Genomic DNA, 21,084 nt, shown 5'->3' with positions numbered 1-21,084 from the left:
TTTAATAAAAAAGCGACTTACTTTTATGTAAGTCGCTTTTGTCCTATTCTTTAATGTTTACTCCATACTCTTTAAACCAAACATGAATTTGTGCTAAATGAGCTAAAAGCTGAGGGCCAGTCATTAATTGACCGAACCAAGGCGATTGAAATGCACTCCCGCCTGACTCAATTAATCCACTTAACTGCTCTTTATCAAATAGTTCGTGTAAAATTGAACCTTTATCTGTTAATAAATCTTGTAGCCATACTGTGACTGCGTTCGTATAGTGCGGATTATGCGTTTTCGGATATGGGCTCTTCTTTCTATATAAGATGTCATTTGGAAGTAATCCTTCTAACGCTTTACGCAATAGACCTTTTTCGCGGTTTTTATACATTTTCATTTCCCAAGGAATATTCCACGCGTATTCGACAAGTCGGTGATCTGCAAATGGAACCCGTACTTCTAAGCTTGCCCCCATGCTCATACGGTCTTTTCTGTCTAATAATGTTGTCATAAACCATACCATGTTCAAATAAAATAATTGACGTCTTTTCGCTTCTATTGGACTTTCTCCCTCTAAAATAGGAACTTCTTGAATGGATTCTTCATAGCGCTGCTGTACATATTGTTGTAAATTTAATTTATTTCTCCATTCTTTCTTTAGCAATTGTTCACGCGCTTCTGTAGAGCGCATCCACGGAAACGCACTCGATTGTAAATCATCTTCTCTATAAAACCACGGATAACCACCAAATATTTCGTCTGCACATTCCCCAGATAAACCGACGACAAAATCTTGTTTAATTTCACGGCAAAACCATAATAATGAAGAATCAATATCTGCCATACCAGGCAAATCACGAACGAGTACGGCTTCTGTTAAATACTGTGCTAATTGTTCATTTGAAATGACGCAGCGATGATGAATCGTTTGAAACGTCTCCGTCATCAAATGAATAAATGGCGCATCTGAATTTGGCTGGAACGCATTCGCTTTAAAGTATTTGTCATTATCTTCATAATCAACAGAGTATGTGTGTAATTGTCCTTTTCCTGACCTTGCATATTCTTTCGCAGCAATTGCTGTAATCGCGCTCGAATCTACACCACCTGATAGAAAAGTGCATAGTGGTACATCAGAAACGAGCTGCCTTGTAATCGCATCTTGTAATAAAAAGCGTGTTTTCTCTACTGTTTCTTCAAAGGAGTCTTCGTGCTTTTTGCTTTCTACATTCCAATATCTCCATATACATAAACCGTTCTTTGAAAACGTCATCGCATGACCTGGACGTAATTCTTTTATACCAGCATAAATACCATGACCAGGCGTTCTAGATGGTCCAAGTCCAAATATTTCGGATAATCCTTCTAACGTTACTTCCGCCTTCACATCCGGATGTGATAATATCGCTTTTAACTCTGAACCAAATAGTAATCGTCCACTATCATATTTATAAAATAGCGGTTTTACACCTAGTCGATCTCGCGCAATAAATACTTGTTCTTTCTGTTCATCCCATACAGCAAACGCATATATACCATTTAAATGATCGACACATTCTTCCTTCCATTCCATATACGACGCTAATAGTACTTCCGTATCAGAATGACCTTTGAACGTATATCCTCTTCTTAATAGTTCCTTTCGGATATCTTCCGTGTTATACAGTTCACCGTTATAGCAAATTGCATAATTCGTTTCATCTTTTAAACAAGTCATCGGTTGTTTCCCACCCTCAGGATCAACAACGATTAACCGTTTATGCCCAAATGCAACATTGCCTTTAATCCAAACTTTATTATCATCTGGACCACGCTTCGCTAACGTCTCAGCCATCTTCGTAACAACGTCCCGTTCCCCTTCCAATGAGCGTTTATAATCCACCCATCCTGTAATCCCGCACATATAAATCATCCTTCCATCTTAATTCTTTTCCTGAACGTGCAGTAATCCCCACCCTAAGAGTGCGGATTTAAAAATGAAAAACTTAACGATAACCTACTATCCACATACGGAATAGCATTTTCACTCAGTAAAACGTGTTTTATTGTATGCCCAACTATGTCTAGATGTGTCTAGTTATAAAGAATGCACGAACTGTCTATAACAGAAATAACTACTTTTCATAAAGGAGAAATCATGTATGATACAACGTAACCATATTTTATATAACCAGCCTCGCGCTCATACAGTCGGTAATGTAGAATATATAAACAATGAATGGGTATTCTTTGATGATGAAAATGATGAAGCATTTTTATTAGAAGATATTGCCGGTGATGGCTTTGAAATTTTATATAACAACAACTGGCTACCAGCTCGTTTCTATGAACAAGATGTATTACAAATCGCTAACGAACAGCATCACCTGCAAAACGGTGAAATGATACGAATTCGAAAAAAATTACTTCTTAGCTATACAGAATGGCTTGAGGAGTTACCTGACTCTGTCTTTACATTATTAACGGAATCATTGCAATCACTTCATTACTCTTTATATGATTGCATGTATTGTCATAATTATTTATCTTTCCTACCGAAAGAGGAAGCATGCGAAGGAGTAAATATTCTTTTATTTGATAACGAAGAGATGATTTGTACATTGCAGCACCATTTCGTTCGTCACGCTACGTCAAATAAAAATATGTTTCGTTTTACGAAAGTAAACGGAGAAGAGTTGCATATCGATGCGACATAGAGTGAAACTTTAATCAATAGGGCAACCCCACCAATTATTAGCCTTCACCAATCGGGTATTTATAGGATAAAATAAAAAACCACCTTATCTCCCAAGTTTTTGAGATTATAAGGTGGTTTTATTTATTATCAGAATACTTTCCAGCCAATTGGTAATTTCAATCCAAGGTAAAATACTGCTACTAGTGCAACAATAAATAATCCCCAAAATGCCCCTGTTGCTTTGTTCTTGCTCATTTTCACAAGAACCATTTCCATTCCAGCGATAACTAAAATACCAGCTAGCATTTTTAGACCGTACCACATGTGCATGCTACCTGTTGCTGTCTTCATAATACTCATGTACAACATGAAACCTGTCACAATAATGATAATGTACATAAGACGAAGCCCCATATGTACACCCTTACCTTTTCTTCCTGCTGAATAAAGTGAATACGCAACGAAGAATAAAATTAAACCTAACGCCCATGCTGTAATATGCATATGTACCATCGTATCCCTTACCTCCTCTTTTCACACTTTTTCACTCTATATGATAACATGTTCATTTATTTTCAGGAAATGTTTCGCTTTTTTACATTTAAATGATATAATATTTAGAGTATTTACAAACTTCTTGTAATAACAAAAGGGGGAACAATCATGATTCAAACTAAGGATATTATCGAACTTACAGACACATACGGAGCAAATAACTATCACCCACTTCCGATCGTTATTTCTAAAGCAGAAGGCGTTTGGGTAGAGGATCCTGAAGGAAACCGCTATATGGACTTATTAAGTGCATATTCTGCAGTAAACCAAGGTCATCGTCACCCAAAAATTATTAACGCTTTAATTGACCAAGCTAATCGTGTTACGTTAACTTCTCGTGCTTTCCATAGTGATCAATTAGGTCCTTGGTACGAAAAAGTTGCGAAACTAACTAATAAAGAAATGGTACTTCCAATGAATACAGGTGCAGAGGCTGTTGAGACTGCAATTAAAACAGCTCGTCGCTGGGCTTATGATGTGAAGAAAGTAGAAGCAAACCGTGCTGAAATTATCGTTTGTGAAGATAACTTCCACGGACGTACAATGGGTGCTGTTTCTATGTCTTCAAACGAAGAGTACAAGCGTGGATTCGGTCCAATGCTTCCTGGTATCGTTGTAATTCCTTATGGTGATTTAGAAGCGTTAAAAGCTGCTATTACACCAAACACAGCTGCATTCATTTTAGAGCCTATCCAAGGTGAAGCAGGAATTAACATTCCGCCAGCTGGTTACTTAAAAGAAGCTCTTGAAGTATGTAAAAAAGAAAACGTTTTATTCGTAGCAGATGAAATCCAAACTGGCTTAGGTCGTACTGGTAAAGTATTTGCTTGTGACTGGGACGGTGTAACTCCTGACATGTACATACTTGGTAAAGCGCTTGGTGGCGGCGTATTCCCAATCTCTTGCGTAGCAGCAAACCGCGACATTTTAGGCGTATTCGAGCCAGGTTCTCACGGTTCTACATTCGGTGGTAATCCACTTGCATGTGCTGTTTCTATCGCAGCTCTTGAAGTGTTAGAAGAAGAAAAATTAACAGAGCGTTCTCTTCAATTAGGAGAAAAATTAGTTGGGCAATTAAAAGAGATTGATAACCCAATGATTACTGAGGTTCGCGGTAAAGGTTTATTCATCGGTATCGAATTAAACGAACCAGCTCGTCCTTACTGTGAACAACTAAAAGCAGCTGGACTATTATGTAAAGAAACACATGAAAACGTAATTCGTATCGCACCACCTCTAGTAATCTCTGAAGAAGATTTAGAGTGGGCATTCCAAAAAATTAAAGCTGTACTATCGTAATAATAGAGAGGTTGTCCTACACGTTAGGACAACCTCTTTCTTTTTATATTGATTTATATTAAAATAAAATTGTAATTTTCTGTATTTTAAATTTACAAAGGGGTGTGATATGTTATTAAGATACGGCAAACATATTAACTATTTAGCTACATCTTTTATTTTAGTTACATTCTTTAGCTTCCTGCTTCTCACAACTTTCCTTACTCACTACTTGACTTCTACTACATTCACACTACTGAAAGCATCATTTTGGACTGCTGTTATTCTTACTATTATTGGTTTTGGACGAGAAAAAAGTGCACTTGCAGTTATGCTATTTGGCATTTGTACACTTGCATTAATTGGTCTTTATACCTTTTCCGTTATCGATTACCTCTATCACCCAAGACCATAGAAAAGAGCTATCTATTAATAAGATAGCCCTTTTCTTCATTTCACTTCATTTCGCAAAGTACCTATTCCTTCTACTGTAACGACCACTTCATCACCCGCATGCAAAAACTTCGGTGGCATGAAACCTTTTCCGACTCCAGACGGCGTTCCTGTTGCGATAATATCTCCTGGTTCTAACGTCATTCCTTTACTTATCGTTGAAATAATTTCTTCTATTGAAAAAATCATTTTATTTGTATTTGAAGTTTGCCTTACTTCCCCATTTACTACCGTTTCAATGTGTAACGCATTTGGCGTTTCAACCATTGATTTATGAATTAAATATGGTCCCATCGGACAAAATGTATCGAAACTTTTTCCAAGGAAAAATTGTTTATGCTTCCTTTGAATGTCGCGAGCAGTTATATCATTTATTATGGTATAACCAAAAACATGCTCAAGCGCTTTTTCTTTTTTTATTTGTTTCCCTCGCTTACCGATGATGATAGCTAGTTCGCCTTCATAGTCTAGTTCACTCGTTGCGTGGGGATGACTATTAATTTTTTCATCCATTCCAATAACTGTCGTTGGCGCTTTCGTAAAGATCATTATATTTTCTGGAATTGACTCTACTCCACCCATTTCTATCGCATGCTCACGATAGTTTTTTCCAACACACAAAATATTCTTCCTTGGCCTTGGAATTGGTGCTAATATTTTCACCTCAGTTAACGGGTAATACGCCGTTCCTTCATTTTCCTTCGCCCAATTTACAATATCACATATTTTTTCAAAACATTCGGTTCCTTTTTCAATACACTCTAACATTGTGATTGGAATCGTAACCTTTTCCCCTTTTTGCCTTTGCGCTTCTCTTAAGTGCAATACCTTCTCTTCCTCTTCATCCACAATACCTACAAATACCTTTTCATCTTTTTTCGCCGTTACAAAACGCAATATTTCCACTCTCCATCCTAAAACTCATACCATTTAAATGTATTCGCATCCGTAAGAAAAAAACCTTCTCATGCACGCTAATTTTTACAATATTCTTCTCATACCCTATTCGTTACTCCTATACTTTTGACATAAAATGTAGAAATTTTACTTTTTTTAGCGAACATGTTTCTTTTTTATGGAATTTTTGTATAATATGTACTACATATATACTAAAAATTTCATTTAGAGATGGAGCCGATTTCAATGTTTGAGCAAGCGATTGAAAAAAAACGTGAAAAAATGATTTATTTTGCTGAACGATATGGAATGACTTCTCAAAAAACAGTGGATTGTAGCCAAGAACTGGACAGGCTCTTAAATGTAATTTGGCATGTACATACGGATTTTCACCCTAATCAAACACTCGAAACACACACGCAATAACGTGTGTGTTTCTTTTATTTCAAAAAAACACACATTTTATTGAAAACGCCCATACAATAGTAGAAAAGAAAATTTTAAAAACGAAAGGTGTTTTGTATGCCAGCTATGGTCGGACATATTCGTATCGTCAATATTGGATCAAGTGGTATTTTTCATATTGGAGATGTATTTGCGATTAGGCCTATTAGTTATTCACGCGCTTTCGCTGGGGCCGGCTCTTTTAATGTTGGAGATAACGTTTCTGTCTACAATTATCAAAGCGCAACGACCGTTAATGACTCCGATGTAATCGATCAAGCGATCATTGGTTCAACTTAGAGGAGGCGATTGTATTGAATTTTTATGTAAACCAAAGCATCGTCATTAACAGCATTAAAATCGATAGCATTACAACCTCTTCTGTATTCCAAATTGGTACTGCTGGAAGTATTAAAGCTCTATCTAAATTCTCGAATACTGGCGGATTTACAGAGCCCCTTCGTCCATTGCAGGCGAAAGGACAAATTATTTCTATCAAACCATCAACTAGTTCTTCTTAAGACATCCTTGTCATAAATATATAGCAGGAATGTATTTACCCTCCCTATTGAAAAGGAGGTTTCACAAAATGAATCAAGATATATATACTTACTTACACCAACTTCAACAAGCTCTTCAAATACAACAAGCATCCATCCTGAATTTAGAGGATCAAGTGCGCCAACTACAAGAAGAGCTTAACGAATTAAAAAATCGCCCCTCCTCTTCTGTAGGAAAAGTGGAATACAAATTCGATCAATTAAAAGTAGAGAATTTAAATGGTACTTTAAATATTGGTTTAAACCCATTTTCAGCAAAAGGACAGCAAATTGAAGACTTTCAAGTGGATACAGAAACTTTGAAAGTCAACCCTGAAACTGACACAAATCCAGACTTTTACCAAGGCATCCTTCAAGAAATGCATCGTTACTTAGATGAAGAAGCATATAATCGAATTCTCCATTTTGAACAAGAAGAGAGAACGCCGCTCGATGAAATGTATCGACAAATGATGGTGGATGACATAAAGAAACAGATGGAGCATAGACTTCCTTATTATTTATCACAAGCGCAATCACATGAAGGGATTTCAACAGATCCAGATTATTTACGAGATATCATTATTCAAGCAATGAAACATGATATCGACAAAGCCTTCCTCTCTTTTATTCAACACATACCGGGCAATTTCCGAAAGGAGTAAGTATGTATGAATGTTAACGTTGTAAATCGTGAATTAAAAGTCGGACAGATTAAAATGAACGGTGTATCATCGTCCGCACTCTTTTTAATTGGGGATGCAAATCTCCTCATACTATCTTCTATTCTTGATACACCATTCGAAACTGTTACAGAGGGCCCATTTGTACCGTTAGTTACAGATGTCCCTCCTACTCCAGGTTAAGGAGACTGAGAAATTATGTTACATCATGTGTCTGTTGTCCAAAATGTTTCTATTATTTCTTTAGGGATTGCTGCCGTATTTCAAGTTGGAGATGCAAATCAAATGGAATTAAAAAGTAGAGCTCTTGCCGTCCACAGAGAAATCCCTTGTTATATAAAAGGGGAAGGTCGCTTAGATGCATTTGAAATTTTTACAGATGAACACATCACAATCCCAAAAAGAACGACAGATGTAAAGTTAAACATTGTAAATGAATGTCCTTTTATCGAAGTGAATGATGTTGAATTACGAACACTTTTAAATTCTGGCTGCTTTCAAATTGGAAATGTTGATTATGTTTTTAATAACTCTCGTATTATGCAAATCCGTCAATATATTACGGATGAACCTTCCGCTCCATAATTCATATAGTAATTAAAAAGCTTAGTAAAGTAGGTGGATGGTATGCCTTCCGTTGTTGGAAATCTCGTCGTTCAAAATAGTAATGGTTCTTTCAATTTAGGGGATTTTTATAACGTGTCTCCGAAAGAAAATACGAAAGCTTATAATGGCTCCGGAGCTTCCAATGTTGGATTTGTCGTGAATACGTTTAACGGTGTTAGTGCAACAAATACGTTTGATTCTGATGTGGCCGATCAAGATCAAATTGGAACAGCATAAAAAAAGTAGGAGAATATCTCCTACTTTTTTCTTTTATCTCATTCAATATTATTAAAAACTCCACTGTTTACTGTTTCATTTTATTTAAATGATAAACCACTCTCTTCCAAAGCCTTTCTAAGCTTTGGTATCGAAGCTGGTCCCATACCATGCAGCTTTAAAATTTCTTTCTCACTATACTTTGAGAGTTTTTCTACAGTGTGAATTCCATGATGTTCTAGTGCCCTTCTTGCTGGTGCTGAAAGAAAAGCGAGAAAACCTTCTTTCGGCGCTCTCTCGTTCTCACAGGTTGGGCAAGTTGGACAATCGCTACTTTTGTAGTATTCATGTCCTTTTTCACACGTTCTTAACGTTTTTTCCGTTACCATTTTTAAGTTCCTCTATTCTTCGATTTTTACAACATGATTGCCATCAAAGAAGTATAAACATTTCTCTTTCACAGGGTGTTGTAAGCTTTTCTCGAGCGCTTTTGCATATAACGAAAGCTGCACTTTATATCGCTCTTCTAAAATTGGCTTCGCCTGATCAAATCCGCCTGGGAATTTTCCTGCAATCGTATCCGTTTTGAAGTCGATTAACGTAATACCGTCTTCCTCTTCGATCATGCAGTCAATAACCCCTTGGACAAGAATGGATTCCCCGCTCTTCCCTTGCCAATCTTGATATGCTTCTTCTGCTGCAAGCATCATCGTAAATGGCACTTCACGCTCAACACTTTTCGCCGCTAATACCCGTTTACCTAGGTCACTATCAAAGAATGAAATTACTTTTTCAATTGCTATTTCTTCTGCTTGTTCAAATGTTAATAATTCCTTATTTACCATTCCCGCAATTTGCTCTTGAAGAACCTCAACCGTAATCGGCTTCTTCAAGTCAACATGCTGCATAACAGCGTGAACTGCCGTACCTCTTTCAGCGTATGTTAATCCCTTTTTCTCCATAAAACGAGGACGTGTTTGAATTGGTGCACGTAATTTTTTAATAAAGGCATTATCGCTACCTTCTTCAGATTGATAATTTCTCTTTATTTCTGTAACAGATTGTTTCGCACGATGAGATGTTGCTTCCTCATATCCGTACTTCCACATTAATCTGTCATACACTTCTTCTTTTCGTTCACTTTGCAGGGGAACAGCTTTTTTCTCATGAAGCGCTTCTAACAATTCTTGTTTCTCTTCTTGAACCGGTTCTGGCGCGAGTAACGTGCTACCGTCAACAACTTCTACTTTCCAGCTAGTGTCGTATCCATAAATTTCAGCCGGAATACTACCTTGTCCTAATTCAAGAAGCATCTCACTATCACGATGTCTATATAATGAAGGTGCAATCCAGTCTAAATAACAAGACGCTCCGGCACGTATATGGTCTGGTAATAACCATTCACTATGCTCTCTCGCATCAAGCCATTTTTCCATTTCCTTATTTGCATCCTTAACCGTACCGATTAAAATTAACTTTTCTTTTGCACGAGTTAACGCTACGTATAATACGCGCATTTCTTCCGCAATTAATTCCATCTTCATTTTACGTTTAATCGCAAGTTGCGATAATGTCGTATATTTAATACGTTTACGAGGATCAATGAATTGTGAACCGAAACCGAAGTCTTTATGCAGTAAGAAACGTTTCAGTAAGTCTTGTGTGTTAAAACGGCGACCTAACCCAGCTACGAATACGACTGGGAACTCTAGTCCTTTACTTTTATGAATTGTCATAATACGAACGACGTCTTCTTGTTCACCTAAAGCTCTCGCCGTACCCATATCATCACCGCGTTCTAAAATACGTTCAATAAAACGTAAGAAGCGGAATAATCCTCTAAACGATGTTGCTTCGTATTGTCTTGCACGGTCATATAGTACGCGTAAGTTTGCCTGTCTTTGCTTTCCAGCTGGTAAACCACCAACGAAATCGTAATAACCTGTCTCACCGTACACTTTCCAAATTAAATCAGAAAGTGATTGTTGGCGTGCGAATTCACGCCATCCTTGTAGTAAGTTATAGAACCACTCTAATTTATCATGTAGTTCTTGTTCTTCTTCAAGCGGTGCCCCTTTTAAGAATGAGCTCATCACTTCATAAAACGAGCCTTTTTTCCCGTGAGCACGAAGCGTTGCAAGTTCTTCATCATTTAATCCAACGATTGGTGAACGAAGCACTGCTGCAAGCGGAATATCTTGCATCGGATTATCGATCACGCGGAATACGTTCATCATTATATTTACTTCTGTCGCTTCAAAGTAACCAGTCGCAAGATCAGCGTATACTGGAATTCCTTGCAACTTTAACTCTTCCATAATTTGCGGCGCCCACGGCATAGAGCGAAGCAAAATAACGAAGTCACGGTATTGTACAGGGCGCATACTATCCGTTTTACGGTCATACACTTCATAACCTGAATCAACCATCGCTTTAATACGCTGCGCCATAAGTCGAGCTTCAAGCTGCGCTTTTTCTACTTCGGCACCTTCTTCACCATCTAGCACTTCTTCTTCCGTTTGCTGAATACATAGTAGTTCAGCCGCTACATCTTCACCTTCTGGATAGCTAGCACCTAACTTTAATTCAGCGTCAGCATCGTAGTCAATTTCTCCGACTTCTTCGCCCATAATTTGTTTGAAGATAAAGTTCGTACCTGCTAATACTTCATGACGACTACGGAAGTTTTTTGCTAAATCAATCTTCATTCCGCCGCCTAATCCTTCTTGTGTGAAGCGTTTATACTTTCCTAAGAATAATCCTGGTTCTGCTAGTCGGAAACGATAAATCGACTGCTTTACGTCACCTACCATGAATAAGTTTCCTTCACTCTCAGAATCTTTCGTTACGAATTTAATAATCGATTCTTGTACGAAATTCGTATCTTGATATTCATCAACTAATACTTCAGCAAATTTATTGCGATATTGAAGCGCTACTGCAGATGGCTTCATTTCACCATTTTCACTTTGTTCACTTAAAATTTGTAAACAGAAATGCTCTAAATCTGTGAAATCGACCATTCCTTTATCGCGCTTCATCGCTTGGAAACGCTCTGTAAATACTTTTACAAGTTGAACAAGCTTTTCTAATACAGGATGCATATCTTGAAAATCTCGTAAGAAACTTTCAGGTTTGCGGCTAAATAGCTCTTCTTGTAATTTCTTTACTTCATCTTTCGCTTTATTACGAAGAGAGTCTACTTGTTTTACAACATCTTCATTGTAATCACTTTTCTTAATACGCTTTAACGTTTGCCACGATACGTTTTGCATCGCTTCATATACGCTTGTCCATGATTCACGAGCAGCTGATGATAACGTTCCAAGTAAAGCTAAATCTGCTTGCAGTGTTTCAACGCGAGGCGCTGGACCATCAGGAAGCATTGCGAGTTCCGTCGCTTTACGAATATGCTGTTCCGCTGTTTCAAGCTGGAATCTCACATCTTCTAATAAATAAGAAGCGTACACTAAATCTTCAATTGTCTTTCCTTCCACGTCGTATGCTTCTACTAATTTATCGAGCCATTTTTCCGGATTTGGATGCGCCCTTGATTCTGTATGAAGCGCTAAAATCATACGCTGTAAATCATCGTCACTGCGGTCACTCGTATAACGATCAACGAGTTCAAAGAATATCGCATTATCTTCTATTCCGTACTCTTCTTCTAATATGTCATCTAGCACTTCTTCTTTTAATAGTTCGTTTTCTGTTTGATTTGCAATGCGGAAACGAGGATCGACATCAAGCATGTAATAGTATCCTCTAATTACTTGTAAACAAAATGAATGGATCGTCGAAATAGAAGCTTTATTTAATAGGCTCAGCTGCTTTCTAATGTGCTGAGAGCCTGGCTCATCAATTAATACTTTTTCTAACGCTTCCCCAATTCTGTTTTTCATCTCTTGCGCCGCTGCATTCGTAAATGTTACAACGAGCAGGCGGTCGACATCGACTGGGTTTTCTTCATTTATAATCTTTTTAATAATACGTTCAACTAATACTGCTGTTTTCCCTGAACCAGCTGCTGCCGCGACTAAAATATCACGTCCGTTCGCTACAACGGCTTTCCACTGGTCATCTGTCCACTGACTACCTTCTGGTTTTTTAGGCCAATTTTCTATCATTCTCCGCCAACCTCCTCTCTAATTTTCTCCATTGCTTCGCTATCTTTCATATCTTTTAGCGTACGGAATTGGTTATCTTCAAGCGATTCATCGAACTGACAAACAGATTTGAAGTTACAGAACGTACACGCCGCTTTATTCCCTTTTTTATAAGGGGCAATATCGATCACACCTTCTGTAATATCTTTTCCGATATTTTCAAACGTATGGTGTACATATTTTTGCAGTACGTTAAACTCTTGTTCACTTGCAATGCTTGAACGCGCACTAAAGCTACCGTCTTTTTTCAGACCAGCAGAAATAATATCAGAGCTTCCTGTTGAAAGTTTGTTATCCATTAAACGAACAACATCAGCGTCTCCTAGTACGAGTCCTTTCATTTTAAATTTCTTTAAAATTTCTTTCTCAATTTCCGCTTCAGATGCGTCACCTTTCATCTCAACAATCGGGTTATGAATATGGAAGTACAGTACACCAGCCGGTGATGCCGTGCCGCCTTTTTTCATCCACGTATGTGCATTTGAAGTAACAACATCTAAATACGTTAACATTTGAAGTGCTAATCCGTAATACACTTCCGTTAAGTCTAACGCTTTTGAGCTTGATTTATAGTCGATAATACGTAAGAACGTCCCGTTTTCATCTTCTGCCTTATCAACACGGTCAATACGGCCAACTACTTCCATCTTCACACCATTTGGTAATGAGAATTCCATCGGCGGAAGTGATCCTGTACCACCCATACCAAAAGGAACTTCTAAATCAACTGGTACGAAACCGCTCGACTTCGCATGTTCACGAAGAATGATTGACGTGCGGAAAATGATTTGTTGTAGTTTTTGTTTTAAATAAAAATGACGGTTTGAACTTAATAAAATTTGTCTTTGTAGTAACGGTGCAATCTCTTCTATGACGACAGCCGAAAGATGCTCACACTCTTTTATCGATAAATCCGCCCAAGTACGGTTTTCACGTAACAACCTGTCCGCAATTCGCTTCAGCGCTGCATGGAATAATTCTCCGATATCTGGCGCATCCAGTTTGAAAATGTCGCGCTCTCTTAACGATAAACCGTGCTGCGCGAAATGAGCGTACGCACAACGGTTAAATAATTCCATACGAGAAACGCTTCCTTTTATTTTATCTCCGTATAAATCTCTACTTACAGCTGTACTTAGCTTTTGCGCACGATTTCGGTAGAATAAGCTTGATAATACGCGGCTACTTTTTTGCTTCCATTCATCTGAAGTAACGTAGAAGTTATATACATCCCACCAAAAGTCTAAATTCCCTTCAAATCCGTATCGCTTCCACGTTTGAAGTTGCTGCATAACATAAGACAGCGTTACTTCTGGCGTTGCTACATATGAAATTTGTTCCGAACGTGATAAATCATTTACGTCGTTCGTAATAAATGTATCTTTCACATCAGGGAACATTCTTTTTATTTTCTTAATAAAGCTAGAAGCAAGTAACGTCTTCCCTTCCTCATCTGCAAGCGGGCATGAAATGTATAATTTCTCAGTTGCTCTCGTTACCATTTGATACATAACGAACTGTTCTTCTAATAAAGTTTGTCTCGTCGTTGGTGCTAATTCGATACCTGCTGCACTAAGAACATCTCTTTCCTCATCAGAAAGCATCCCTTCATCCATCGGTGCCGCTGGAATTACACCCTCATTTACGCCAATAACAAATGTTGCTTTCACATTTGATAATCTTGAACGATCAATATTCGCAATTAACACTTGATCTAATGACGGCGGAATGTTGGCAAATTGAAGTGCCTCAAGACCTGTCGACATAACGTCCGTGAACATAGAAAGTGACATTTTTTCTTCGCCAAGCATCTCAACGAACGTATCAAGAAGGCTCATTACCTCTTCCCATACTTGCTCATGATCTGTCGCAAATAAGAAATCTCCACTCTCTTCTGCACGAATACGTAATGCTTCTAGTTTTTTCGGAACGTCCAGCTCTTCTAAAAATAAGTAAACAGCTTCGCACATTTGCATAACTGTTCCCGCGCGCTTCAGTCTTTTTTGCATACGAATAACAGGCGTTCTTACAACGTCACGCAATCGATTTATTTTCTCTTCCATTTCACGTTCACTGTCTGTCATCATCCCGTCCGTATCGTCAAGAGAACGATAGCGGCGATACATCCATGGATCTTCAGAAGTCCATCTCTTTCCTTGTACACCGTACGCTAAACAGTAATTTTCAAATTCATCCATCTCTTCCCGCATCGTTTCTTTTCTTACGTCTAATGGATATAAAAGCTCTGTTTTCACGCAGCGAAACACTGCATCATAACGCCAATTCCCACTAATAATCTCGAGTGCAGAACGAATGCATTCTACTAGCGGATGATGTGACATCGGACGTTTTTCATCGATGAAATGCGGGATATTATAATCTGTAAATAACGTTCGCATTACATCGTAATAACTTTCCCCGTTACGAAGAAGAACCGCAATATCTCGGTAACGATAGTCTTCATCTGCCACAAGCCTACGAATTTCACGAGCAACACCTTCTACTTCCGCTCGTAAATTCGCGGCTGTACTAATCGTTACACTTGCTTCTCCGTGAAACTTTTCATTTGGTCGTGCTTCGTAGTGCGCTTCTAAATGCGCTAATGATTGCGAATGAAAACGCGGCTGTTCCATAAGTGGAATTGTTTTTTCAATTTCTATCTTCTCTTCACATGCTACTTGTTTTATTTTTTCATACGTTAACGTCGTTTCATAAAATAAATCTAGTTCATTTACTGGCTGCGCTAACGTTTTTTCATCTAGCGTTAACGTGATCGTAACTCTCGCTCCGCAAATCATAAGCTGTCTTACAATTTCTAGCTCTTGCGGTGAAAATGAATGAAATCCATCTATATAAATTTCAGCCCCATTTACATATTCAGACTGCGGAAGCTTTTCCACTAGTAATTGCAAATAGTCTTCTGAATCTAAATATTTTCCGATTAAAGCACGCTCAAAATCATCATATAGTAGTTGTAAATCATACACTTTATTCGCTAATAGTTTTTGTTCGGCACTGCTACTATGCGCATCTAATTGTTGCCACATTTCATATACGTTCGATGGCGTCACGTTGTAACGTTTAAACTCTGCAATCATACTGCCAAGATGTTCAAAGAAACCGTTTTGCTCCGCTGCTTTTTGGAACACCGACAATCCATCTTTACGAGACTCTACAATTTTACGAAGTAACATATGTACGCCCGCTTCATCAATGTGAAGACGACTCGCTCCACCAACTTCTTGCAGCACCTTCCACGCTAATCGTGAAAAACTAAAAACTTGTGCCCGAATAGAACCTCTTACATCCTCACTACTAATTAATGCCTGCTGCGTTTGGAATGTCATTTGTTCTGGCACAAGATATAATATTGTTTCCCCTCTTGGACGTTGCTTTAACTCTTCTTGCACTTCGTGTAAACAAAGTGTACTTTTTCCACTTCCCGCTCTACCAATCACAAATCGAAGTGACATGTAACCCCACCTTTCACTTACATAACGAACGTTAGTTTGCTACTATAATTGTATTATAGGACACGAAAAAAGACAAACGGAGTAGTTTGCCTTTTTCTATACTTCTACCTATTATATCAACCTTTTGAAAAATTCGTTTGCACCTCTTGAATTGGCCAATATCGTAAATCAACTTTACCGACAACTGTATCAGCTTTTACAAATCCAAAGTGTCTACTATCCCAGCTCCCAAGGCGGTTATCACCCACTACAAAAATATATCCAGGTGGCACCGTTTTTTCCTTCGTTAACTCTTCTAGCTTAAAATCACCTGTTAGTTGTCGACCGTTTATCTCTTTCTTATACTTCTCTAAATAAGGTTCATCCATGAATTGTCCGTTTATATATAGTTTATCGTGCTTATATTCAATTTGATCTCCAGGTAAACCGATAATTCGTTTTACGTAGTCCTCTTTTTTATTCGCATGAAACACAACAACATCAAACCTATTCAAGTCCCCCACTTGATAACTCACCTTATTTACAACGAGCATATTGCCATCTTGCAATGTCGGCATCATTGACTTCCCCTCTACAACGTACGTTGAAAAGAAAAACGTTCGAAAAAATACAGCTAATAATACACCAATTAAAATTGTTCGTATCCACTCTATGCCTTCTTTTTTCAAAGTTTTCTTCATCCGTTTCTCCCCTTATCCTTTAATAATGAAGCTTTCTTTTACAAAGAAGACTATTCTTAATGTAGTTCTAATTTTACTTCGATTTTCTTACCGACATACCATAAAATAAAAATACCAATTGCTACAACGACTGATTTCACCGGATTATGAATAAATGACATTAAATCATGACCGATATACGTTAAAATGAAAATCATCACAAGCTTTCCGAACGCGAGCGCAAGCCCAAACTGTTTTACACTAATGCGAGATAGACCAGCGACAACGTTTATAAGCGCAGACGGTGTAAACGGAAAACAAAATATGACGAAAATCGGTGCGAATCCTTTTCTTTCAATCCATCCCATTGCCTTCCGTACTCTCTCATGCTTATTTACAAAAGAAAAGAAACGACTTCGGCCAAAATGGCGGATAATGAAAAAGACAAGTAAGGCACCCATTACTGATCCAAGCCAAGAATAAAGAAAACCGAGCCAAAATCCAAATGCAACAGCATTCGCCAGTACAAATACGATGAGTGGCAATGCCGGAATCAACGCTTCTATCATCGGTAAACCAATACCAAGCAGTGGTCCGAACGCTTTGTAACTTTCAACAATATGATCCATATTTTCTGGTGAAAAATATTCTTTGATTGTCTGAAAATCCATTCTACACTTTACCCCTTTACTCTAAGTACTACCTCTACTGTATCATTGCTTATTTGAAAGAGGAAATGGTAGATACGACATATGGAGATGTAATTATTAAGTTTCCATATCTTTCATTAGAATTCCTTCATTATTATGCTATGATAATCTATCAATATTCGACAGGACGTTTCGCAGTTTTAGAATTGATCCTTTTGTTTTGGTGGCAAATTTCTCGGTCAGTGAAATTATACTGGCGATTTCTCGAATATATCGACTTACCGATAAAAACTGACAAATAAAAAAGATGGGGATTTTTCCCCATCCTCTTACACTTCCTCTTCTTTCACAAAATATACTTTCTCGTATGCTGGTTTTAATCTAGATTCTTCAGTTTTATCAATCTCTTTAAAACAAGGGCTCCCTTGTTTTTTCCTACGATCTTCATATTCAGTACGCAATTTCGCTGTACGATTTAGTTGATTTTCAAAACTGCTTTTTGATATTTCTAATTTCACAGCAAAGCCATTTATAAATCTAACAATAACATTTCCATCTTTTGACTCTTTATTACTTTCAATATAAAAATGAGACAACCAAGCGCACTCTTTTCTAGAGTATGAATAAGTAGGGAAAAAATAAAGTTGATCTGTCGGGCTAATCGCAATCGGTGCTTTATGTGTAATATGAGTTAACTCTTTCGTTCCCTCTTTTCTGCCTAAGAAACTAGATCCATGCTTGCGGCAACTTCTTTCTATAATATCTAGGGGCTTTTGAAATACGAAAAAGGAATCTCCCATCTCAACAACTCGTGTAACAATTTTCTTCTCACTTAGAATAACAGGAAGTAAGGCCATTGTATTTTTATTTACCACATAATTTTCGACATAGCGTTCTACTTTACTTTCCATATTCTACTGTCTCCTTTTTTCCATTTATATTAGCAGCTGCATATATAATTTTAGCATCTACGAAAAGGAAATGGCTTACAGATTCCGCTTTTTTACAATACTTTATCATTTGTCAAACATCTTTCAAATTATCAAATAAAAATATAGCAATTTAAAAAGAAATGAGCTATACAAAATGTCTTTATACTACCTATAAATATTTACAAGTACTTCTTCATTTCGCATCATTACGACAATTAACTTTGCTATAATGAAAAGGAAAATCCAATATATGGAGGTCCACTATGGAAGAAAAAGAAATGCAACCAACGATTCAAATGAAAAATAGTAGCATTGTAATCGTGAAAAACTCAGCTAGCATTATATTCGGGCTATTTTTCATTCTACTATTCTTCGCAAAGCCTTTTCGTAAATCAAAATGCCCTGAATGTAAGAAACGGGCGAAGAAAAAAGTTGAAAAAGAAGAGTAAAAGGCCTTCCATTTTGGAAAGCCTTTTACTCTTCTTCGTATTTTCTTCCGAGTGTCCTTGTATCTACTTTATTTTTTATTAAGAACTTCAACTTTATACATCACTAGCAACTTTTTAATTCGTTAAATCTGCAATATAAGTTTTGTATAGAATTCCATTTCAAAACACAAAATATGTAAGTGATTATTTATAATTACATTTGTTTTTTATCCAATTCCAAAAAGGAGCTGTATAATATGGAGAAAAAAAGTCTATTAAGCCAACAGATTAATAGCATCCCATCAGATGCTCTGAATACCCCTAGTAAAGAGCAAGAACAAATGTTAGAAACGCCATCTCAAGACGAACAAAATTATAACAACAATACTAACAAAAAAGATGTTACTCAGAGCCTATATGGCGCAGATTTACCCATTTCAGATGTAGACAGAACAACAAATAAACAATGAATTGTAAAAAAAAAATTAAAACCAAATAAACTTAATACTTTCTCATTTATAAAGTGAAACTTTAATCAGTCCTTAACAATTGGGCGTTAACAGACAGTTGGTCTCCCGCCGAATTTTGAGAGGAGAAACCAACTGCCCGTTAATGTGCATGATAAAAGGACGACCATTATTTTCACAGTTATAAGGACGTAGTTTTTCTTCAATGAAATCAAAACGAATTATTACTTCAATCGTACGTAGAAAATAATCCTGCAGAACTAATTCTTCTATAGAAACGGATATGCGTTCACCTCGATGATTTTTGAATACCGCCATCATAAGAAATCTCTCATTTTCCATCAATTTTGACATAAAAAAAGATGGAAAGACTTGCTCCACAACATAAAAAAAGGATGGCAGCAGCCATCCTTTTTTCTATCATCAACTATAAAATTATAGTTTGATTACGTTTTTAGCTTGAGGTCCACGGTTACCGTCTTCGATTTCGAAGCTAACTTTTTGACCTTCTTCTAGAGATTTGAAACCGTCAGTTTCGATTGCAGAGAAGTGTACGAATACGTCGTTTTCGCCTGGAACTTCGATGAAACCGAATCCTTTTTCGTTGTTAAACCATTTTACTTGTCCTGTTACTGCCATAATTATTTCCTCCTAAGAAAATACAAATTTTAATTTTTTTAGTTTTCCTATCTAAAAAAAGAATCCACACATTATCAAATACGAAACATAAACTAGTTCTCACATACTTTTTCTCGTTCGTTTTCGGCACTTGATAACATATGGATTGCTTAATTTAACTATTCAACTGACATTATCATAGCACATTAAAATAAAATGTACAATCTTTTTTGAAAATAACTGACAAATTAAATGGATTGTACATTCGTAAATATTCGATTTTAACACGTGCAGCATCCACTATAAAATGAACCCATACATTATTTGAATACGATTACATCCCTTCTTCTGAGGTGTTACAATATACTCAAGCGGTCGCGATATTGGAGGGGATTATATGTCAAACTATACAAACGAAGAAAAGCTTACCGGGGGAAACGTCTCAAATGTATATCGTTCTGCAAATACTGTTCGGCGAGAATTAAAGCCTGGGAGCTCACAAATTCATCAATTATTACAGCACTTAGAAAAGAAAGGATTTCATCACGCTCCAAAGTTTTTAGGGGTAGATGAAAAAGATAGAGAGATTTTATCCTTTATTGAAGGAGAAGCTGGAAATTATCCGTTAAAAGAATATATGCGGTCTAACGATGTTTTAAAAGAAATCGCAAAGATGCTTCGCCTGTACCATGATGCGGTAAGTGATTTTCCGTTAGTAGATGATTGGAAACCGATGGATCTTACTCCAAATAACATGGAGGTTGTATGCCATAACGATTTTGCCATATATAACATTATTTTTAATGACGAGAAACCAGTAGGCATTATTGATTTCGATGTTGCTGCTCCTGGCCCAAGGATTTGGGATATCGCTTATACGCTTTATACTTGTATACCTTTAAGTAGAGTGTATTATACAGAATCGGGCGAGGCAGTTCATTATGAATCGGCACAACATGCTAATCGTACGAAAGAAAGAGTGAAATTATTTGTCTATTCCTACGGAAAAAGTATGGACGAAGATTACATAGGTATGGTACTGCTACGCCTAGAAGCGTTATGTACGTATATGAACAGAAAAGCGCAAGAAGGCGACGTAAATTTTCAAAGAATGATTGATGAGGGACATTTAAAGCATTATGAAAAAGATATGAAGTTTATTCGTGATCATAGAGCTGAGTGGATTTAATCCTATTGTCTTTTTTGTTGGTAAGTCGATTATTTTCATTTACTCCTCGAATCGTTTAGAAAATAATAAGGGGCACCCTTTAAAAAGGGGCCCCTTCCTTTTATCCCGCTTTAATGGGCAGTAAGACCCCCACCTCAAAATGCAGCGAAAGCAAAGAATTTAGGTG

General features: G+C 37.2%; 23 protein-coding genes and 1 pseudogene. 13 read left to right on the top strand and 11 right to left on the bottom strand.

Going from position 1 to position 21,084, the window contains the following annotated elements; translation table 11 throughout:
- Positions 1 to 43: 43 nt before the first annotated feature.
- Positions 44 to 1,891 carry an asparagine synthase (glutamine-hydrolyzing) gene (gene asnB, locus Q9B79_RS13285; protein ID WP_306184915.1) on the bottom strand — a complete coding sequence of 616 codons (1,848 nt, stop codon included), beginning with the start codon at positions 1,889 to 1,891 and terminating at the stop codon, positions 44 to 46.
- Positions 1,892 to 2,129: 238 nt separating this feature from the next.
- On the opposite strand from asnB, the gene Q9B79_RS13280 reads away from it, so the two are divergent.
- A complete protein-coding gene (locus tag Q9B79_RS13280) occupies positions 2,130 to 2,684 on the top strand; it encodes a DUF2777 domain-containing protein (protein WP_000616069.1) in 555 nt (184 codons plus the stop codon).
- A gap of 128 nt (positions 2,685 to 2,812) precedes the next feature.
- Here Q9B79_RS13280 and Q9B79_RS13275 read toward each other — a convergent pair whose 3' ends face one another.
- Positions 2,813 to 3,178 carry a YisL family protein gene (locus tag Q9B79_RS13275; RefSeq protein ID WP_098669835.1) on the bottom strand — a complete coding sequence of 122 codons (366 nt, stop codon included), beginning with the start codon at positions 3,176 to 3,178 and terminating at the stop codon, positions 2,813 to 2,815.
- 150 nt (positions 3,179 to 3,328) lie between these two features.
- On the opposite strand from Q9B79_RS13275, the gene rocD reads away from it, so the two are divergent.
- Positions 3,329 to 4,519, top strand: a complete 1,191-nt coding sequence (gene rocD / locus Q9B79_RS13270) for an ornithine aminotransferase (protein WP_306184911.1) — start codon at positions 3,329 to 3,331, stop codon at positions 4,517 to 4,519.
- Positions 4,520 to 4,628: 109 nt separating this feature from the next.
- Complete coding sequence (locus Q9B79_RS13265) at positions 4,629 to 4,913, top strand: hypothetical protein (protein WP_306184909.1); 285 nt, start codon at positions 4,629 to 4,631, stop codon at positions 4,911 to 4,913.
- Positions 4,914 to 4,948: 35 nt separating this feature from the next.
- On the opposite strand, the gene Q9B79_RS13260 is transcribed toward Q9B79_RS13265, so the two are convergent.
- Positions 4,949 to 5,848, bottom strand: a complete 900-nt coding sequence (locus Q9B79_RS13260) for a fumarylacetoacetate hydrolase family protein (RefSeq protein ID WP_306184907.1) — start codon at positions 5,846 to 5,848, stop codon at positions 4,949 to 4,951.
- A 246-nt stretch (positions 5,849 to 6,094) separates the two neighbouring features.
- Between Q9B79_RS13260 and Q9B79_RS13255 the strand changes: the two genes are divergently transcribed.
- The 7 genes from Q9B79_RS13255 to gerPF all read left to right on the top strand — a co-directional run bounded on the left by Q9B79_RS13255 (position 6,095) and on the right by gerPF (position 8,357).
- On the top strand, positions 6,095 to 6,274 hold the full coding sequence (locus tag Q9B79_RS13255) for an aspartyl-phosphate phosphatase Spo0E family protein (RefSeq protein ID WP_000462846.1): 180 nt from the start codon (positions 6,095 to 6,097) through the stop codon (positions 6,272 to 6,274).
- A gap of 96 nt (positions 6,275 to 6,370) precedes the next feature.
- The gene (gene gerPA / locus Q9B79_RS13250) at positions 6,371 to 6,592 is read left to right on the top strand and encodes a spore germination protein GerPA (RefSeq protein ID WP_001111187.1); all 222 of its coding nucleotides are present in this window, start codon (positions 6,371 to 6,373) and stop codon (positions 6,590 to 6,592) included.
- A 14-nt stretch (positions 6,593 to 6,606) separates the two neighbouring features.
- Entirely contained in the window at positions 6,607 to 6,813 is a 207-nt protein-coding gene (gerPB, locus tag Q9B79_RS13245; protein WP_001012516.1) for a spore germination protein GerPB, read from the top strand.
- A 68-nt stretch (positions 6,814 to 6,881) separates the two neighbouring features.
- On the top strand, positions 6,882 to 7,496 hold the full coding sequence (gerPC, locus tag Q9B79_RS13240) for a spore germination protein GerPC (RefSeq protein ID WP_306184902.1): 615 nt from the start codon (positions 6,882 to 6,884) through the stop codon (positions 7,494 to 7,496).
- Positions 7,497 to 7,502: 6 nt separating this feature from the next.
- The gene (gene gerPD / locus Q9B79_RS13235; RefSeq protein ID WP_001102342.1) at positions 7,503 to 7,697 is read left to right on the top strand and encodes a spore germination protein GerPD; all 195 of its coding nucleotides are present in this window, start codon (positions 7,503 to 7,505) and stop codon (positions 7,695 to 7,697) included.
- Between the two features lie 15 nt (positions 7,698 to 7,712).
- Entirely contained in the window at positions 7,713 to 8,099 is a 387-nt protein-coding gene (locus Q9B79_RS13230) for a spore germination protein GerPE (protein ID WP_087951644.1), read from the top strand.
- Between the two features lie 42 nt (positions 8,100 to 8,141).
- Entirely contained in the window at positions 8,142 to 8,357 is a 216-nt protein-coding gene (gerPF, locus tag Q9B79_RS13225) for a spore germination protein GerPF (RefSeq protein ID WP_001141566.1), read from the top strand.
- A gap of 80 nt (positions 8,358 to 8,437) precedes the next feature.
- Here gerPF and Q9B79_RS13220 read toward each other — a convergent pair whose 3' ends face one another.
- The 6 genes from Q9B79_RS13220 to Q9B79_RS13195 form a co-directional block, all read right to left on the bottom strand.
- The gene (locus Q9B79_RS13220; protein ID WP_306184897.1) at positions 8,438 to 8,725 is read right to left on the bottom strand and encodes an RNA polymerase alpha subunit C-terminal domain-containing protein; all 288 of its coding nucleotides are present in this window, start codon (positions 8,723 to 8,725) and stop codon (positions 8,438 to 8,440) included.
- A 12-nt stretch (positions 8,726 to 8,737) separates the two neighbouring features.
- Positions 8,738 to 12,463 (bottom strand): helicase-exonuclease AddAB subunit AddA, encoded by a 3,726-nt coding sequence (addA, locus tag Q9B79_RS13215; RefSeq protein ID WP_306184895.1) that lies wholly within the window; start codon positions 12,461 to 12,463, stop codon positions 8,738 to 8,740.
- Positions 12,460 to 15,975 carry a helicase-exonuclease AddAB subunit AddB gene (addB, locus tag Q9B79_RS13210; protein WP_306184893.1) on the bottom strand — a complete coding sequence of 1,172 codons (3,516 nt, stop codon included), beginning with the start codon at positions 15,973 to 15,975 and terminating at the stop codon, positions 12,460 to 12,462. The genes addA and addB overlap by 4 nt, the downstream gene beginning before the upstream one ends.
- Before the next feature lie 116 nt (positions 15,976 to 16,091).
- Positions 16,092 to 16,655: a signal peptidase I gene (lepB, locus tag Q9B79_RS13205; RefSeq protein WP_306184890.1), complete on the bottom strand. Its 564-nt coding sequence runs from the start codon at positions 16,653 to 16,655 to the stop codon at positions 16,092 to 16,094.
- A gap of 56 nt (positions 16,656 to 16,711) precedes the next feature.
- Positions 16,712 to 17,305: a TVP38/TMEM64 family protein gene (locus Q9B79_RS13200; protein ID WP_306184888.1), complete on the bottom strand. Its 594-nt coding sequence runs from the start codon at positions 17,303 to 17,305 to the stop codon at positions 16,712 to 16,714.
- A 308-nt stretch (positions 17,306 to 17,613) separates the two neighbouring features.
- Positions 17,614 to 18,195 carry a competence protein ComK gene (locus tag Q9B79_RS13195; RefSeq protein WP_306184886.1) on the bottom strand — a complete coding sequence of 194 codons (582 nt, stop codon included), beginning with the start codon at positions 18,193 to 18,195 and terminating at the stop codon, positions 17,614 to 17,616.
- Between the two features lie 284 nt (positions 18,196 to 18,479).
- Here Q9B79_RS13195 and Q9B79_RS13190 point away from each other — a divergent pair, with 284 nt between their 5' ends.
- Positions 18,480 to 18,665: a hypothetical protein gene (locus tag Q9B79_RS13190; protein ID WP_000391436.1), complete on the top strand. Its 186-nt coding sequence runs from the start codon at positions 18,480 to 18,482 to the stop codon at positions 18,663 to 18,665.
- A 236-nt stretch (positions 18,666 to 18,901) separates the two neighbouring features.
- Positions 18,902 to 19,114, top strand: coding sequence for a hypothetical protein (locus Q9B79_RS13185; protein ID WP_306184884.1), 213 nt, complete (start codon positions 18,902 to 18,904; stop codon positions 19,112 to 19,114).
- A 150-nt stretch (positions 19,115 to 19,264) separates the two neighbouring features.
- Here the strand turns inward: Q9B79_RS13185 and Q9B79_RS13180 are convergent.
- Together Q9B79_RS13180 and cspA are read right to left on the bottom strand one after the other, a co-directional pair.
- Positions 19,265 to 19,432, bottom strand: a pseudogene (locus Q9B79_RS13180) (IS5/IS1182 family transposase); the annotation flags it as partial.
- A 114-nt stretch (positions 19,433 to 19,546) separates the two neighbouring features.
- The gene (gene cspA, locus Q9B79_RS13175) at positions 19,547 to 19,750 is read right to left on the bottom strand and encodes an RNA chaperone/antiterminator CspA (protein ID WP_000301518.1); all 204 of its coding nucleotides are present in this window, start codon (positions 19,748 to 19,750) and stop codon (positions 19,547 to 19,549) included.
- Positions 19,751 to 20,126: 376 nt separating this feature from the next.
- On the opposite strand from cspA, the gene Q9B79_RS13170 reads away from it, so the two are divergent.
- Positions 20,127 to 20,918, top strand: coding sequence for a phosphotransferase (locus Q9B79_RS13170; RefSeq protein ID WP_306184881.1), 792 nt, complete (start codon positions 20,127 to 20,129; stop codon positions 20,916 to 20,918).
- Positions 20,919 to 21,084 lie beyond the last annotated feature (166 nt).

The organism is Bacillus sp. MHSD_36 (genome assembly GCF_030757775.1).
Taxonomy (GTDB): Bacteria; Bacillota; Bacilli; order Bacillales; family Bacillaceae_G; genus Bacillus_A.
This window is presented reverse-complemented; position numbering and strand designations above follow the sequence as displayed.

Excerpts from the sequence above, each read along its gene's own strand:
- asnB (WP_306184915.1), bottom strand. The coding sequence starts at position 1,891 with ATGTGCGGGATTACAGGATGGGTGGATTATAAACGCTCATTGGAAGGG.
- Q9B79_RS13280 (WP_000616069.1), top strand. The coding sequence starts at position 2,130 with ATGATACAACGTAACCATATTTTATATAACCAGCCTCGCGCTCATACA.
- Q9B79_RS13275 (WP_098669835.1), bottom strand. The coding sequence starts at position 3,178 with ATGGTACATATGCATATTACAGCATGGGCGTTAGGTTTAATTTTATTC.
- rocD (WP_306184911.1), top strand. The coding sequence starts at position 3,329 with ATGATTCAAACTAAGGATATTATCGAACTTACAGACACATACGGAGCA.
- Q9B79_RS13265 (WP_306184909.1), top strand. The coding sequence starts at position 4,629 with ATGTTATTAAGATACGGCAAACATATTAACTATTTAGCTACATCTTTT.
- Q9B79_RS13255 (WP_000462846.1), top strand. The coding sequence starts at position 6,095 with ATGTTTGAGCAAGCGATTGAAAAAAAACGTGAAAAAATGATTTATTTT.
- gerPA (WP_001111187.1), top strand. The coding sequence starts at position 6,371 with ATGCCAGCTATGGTCGGACATATTCGTATCGTCAATATTGGATCAAGT.
- gerPC (WP_306184902.1), top strand. The coding sequence starts at position 6,882 with ATGAATCAAGATATATATACTTACTTACACCAACTTCAACAAGCTCTT.
- gerPD (WP_001102342.1), top strand. The coding sequence starts at position 7,503 with ATGAATGTTAACGTTGTAAATCGTGAATTAAAAGTCGGACAGATTAAA.
- Q9B79_RS13230 (WP_087951644.1), top strand. The coding sequence starts at position 7,713 with ATGTTACATCATGTGTCTGTTGTCCAAAATGTTTCTATTATTTCTTTA.
- gerPF (WP_001141566.1), top strand. The coding sequence starts at position 8,142 with ATGCCTTCCGTTGTTGGAAATCTCGTCGTTCAAAATAGTAATGGTTCT.
- Q9B79_RS13220 (WP_306184897.1), bottom strand. The coding sequence starts at position 8,725 with ATGGTAACGGAAAAAACGTTAAGAACGTGTGAAAAAGGACATGAATAC.
- addA (WP_306184895.1), bottom strand. The coding sequence starts at position 12,463 with ATGATAGAAAATTGGCCTAAAAAACCAGAAGGTAGTCAGTGGACAGAT.
- addB (WP_306184893.1), bottom strand. The coding sequence starts at position 15,975 with ATGTCACTTCGATTTGTGATTGGTAGAGCGGGAAGTGGAAAAAGTACA.
- lepB (WP_306184890.1), bottom strand. The coding sequence starts at position 16,655 with ATGAAGAAAACTTTGAAAAAAGAAGGCATAGAGTGGATACGAACAATT.
- Q9B79_RS13200 (WP_306184888.1), bottom strand. The coding sequence starts at position 17,305 with ATGGATTTTCAGACAATCAAAGAATATTTTTCACCAGAAAATATGGAT.
- Q9B79_RS13195 (WP_306184886.1), bottom strand. The coding sequence starts at position 18,195 with ATGGAAAGTAAAGTAGAACGCTATGTCGAAAATTATGTGGTAAATAAA.
- Q9B79_RS13190 (WP_000391436.1), top strand. The coding sequence starts at position 18,480 with ATGGAAGAAAAAGAAATGCAACCAACGATTCAAATGAAAAATAGTAGC.
- Q9B79_RS13185 (WP_306184884.1), top strand. The coding sequence starts at position 18,902 with ATGGAGAAAAAAAGTCTATTAAGCCAACAGATTAATAGCATCCCATCA.
- cspA (WP_000301518.1), bottom strand. The coding sequence starts at position 19,750 with ATGGCAGTAACAGGACAAGTAAAATGGTTTAACAACGAAAAAGGATTC.
- Q9B79_RS13170 (WP_306184881.1), top strand. The coding sequence starts at position 20,127 with ATGTCAAACTATACAAACGAAGAAAAGCTTACCGGGGGAAACGTCTCA.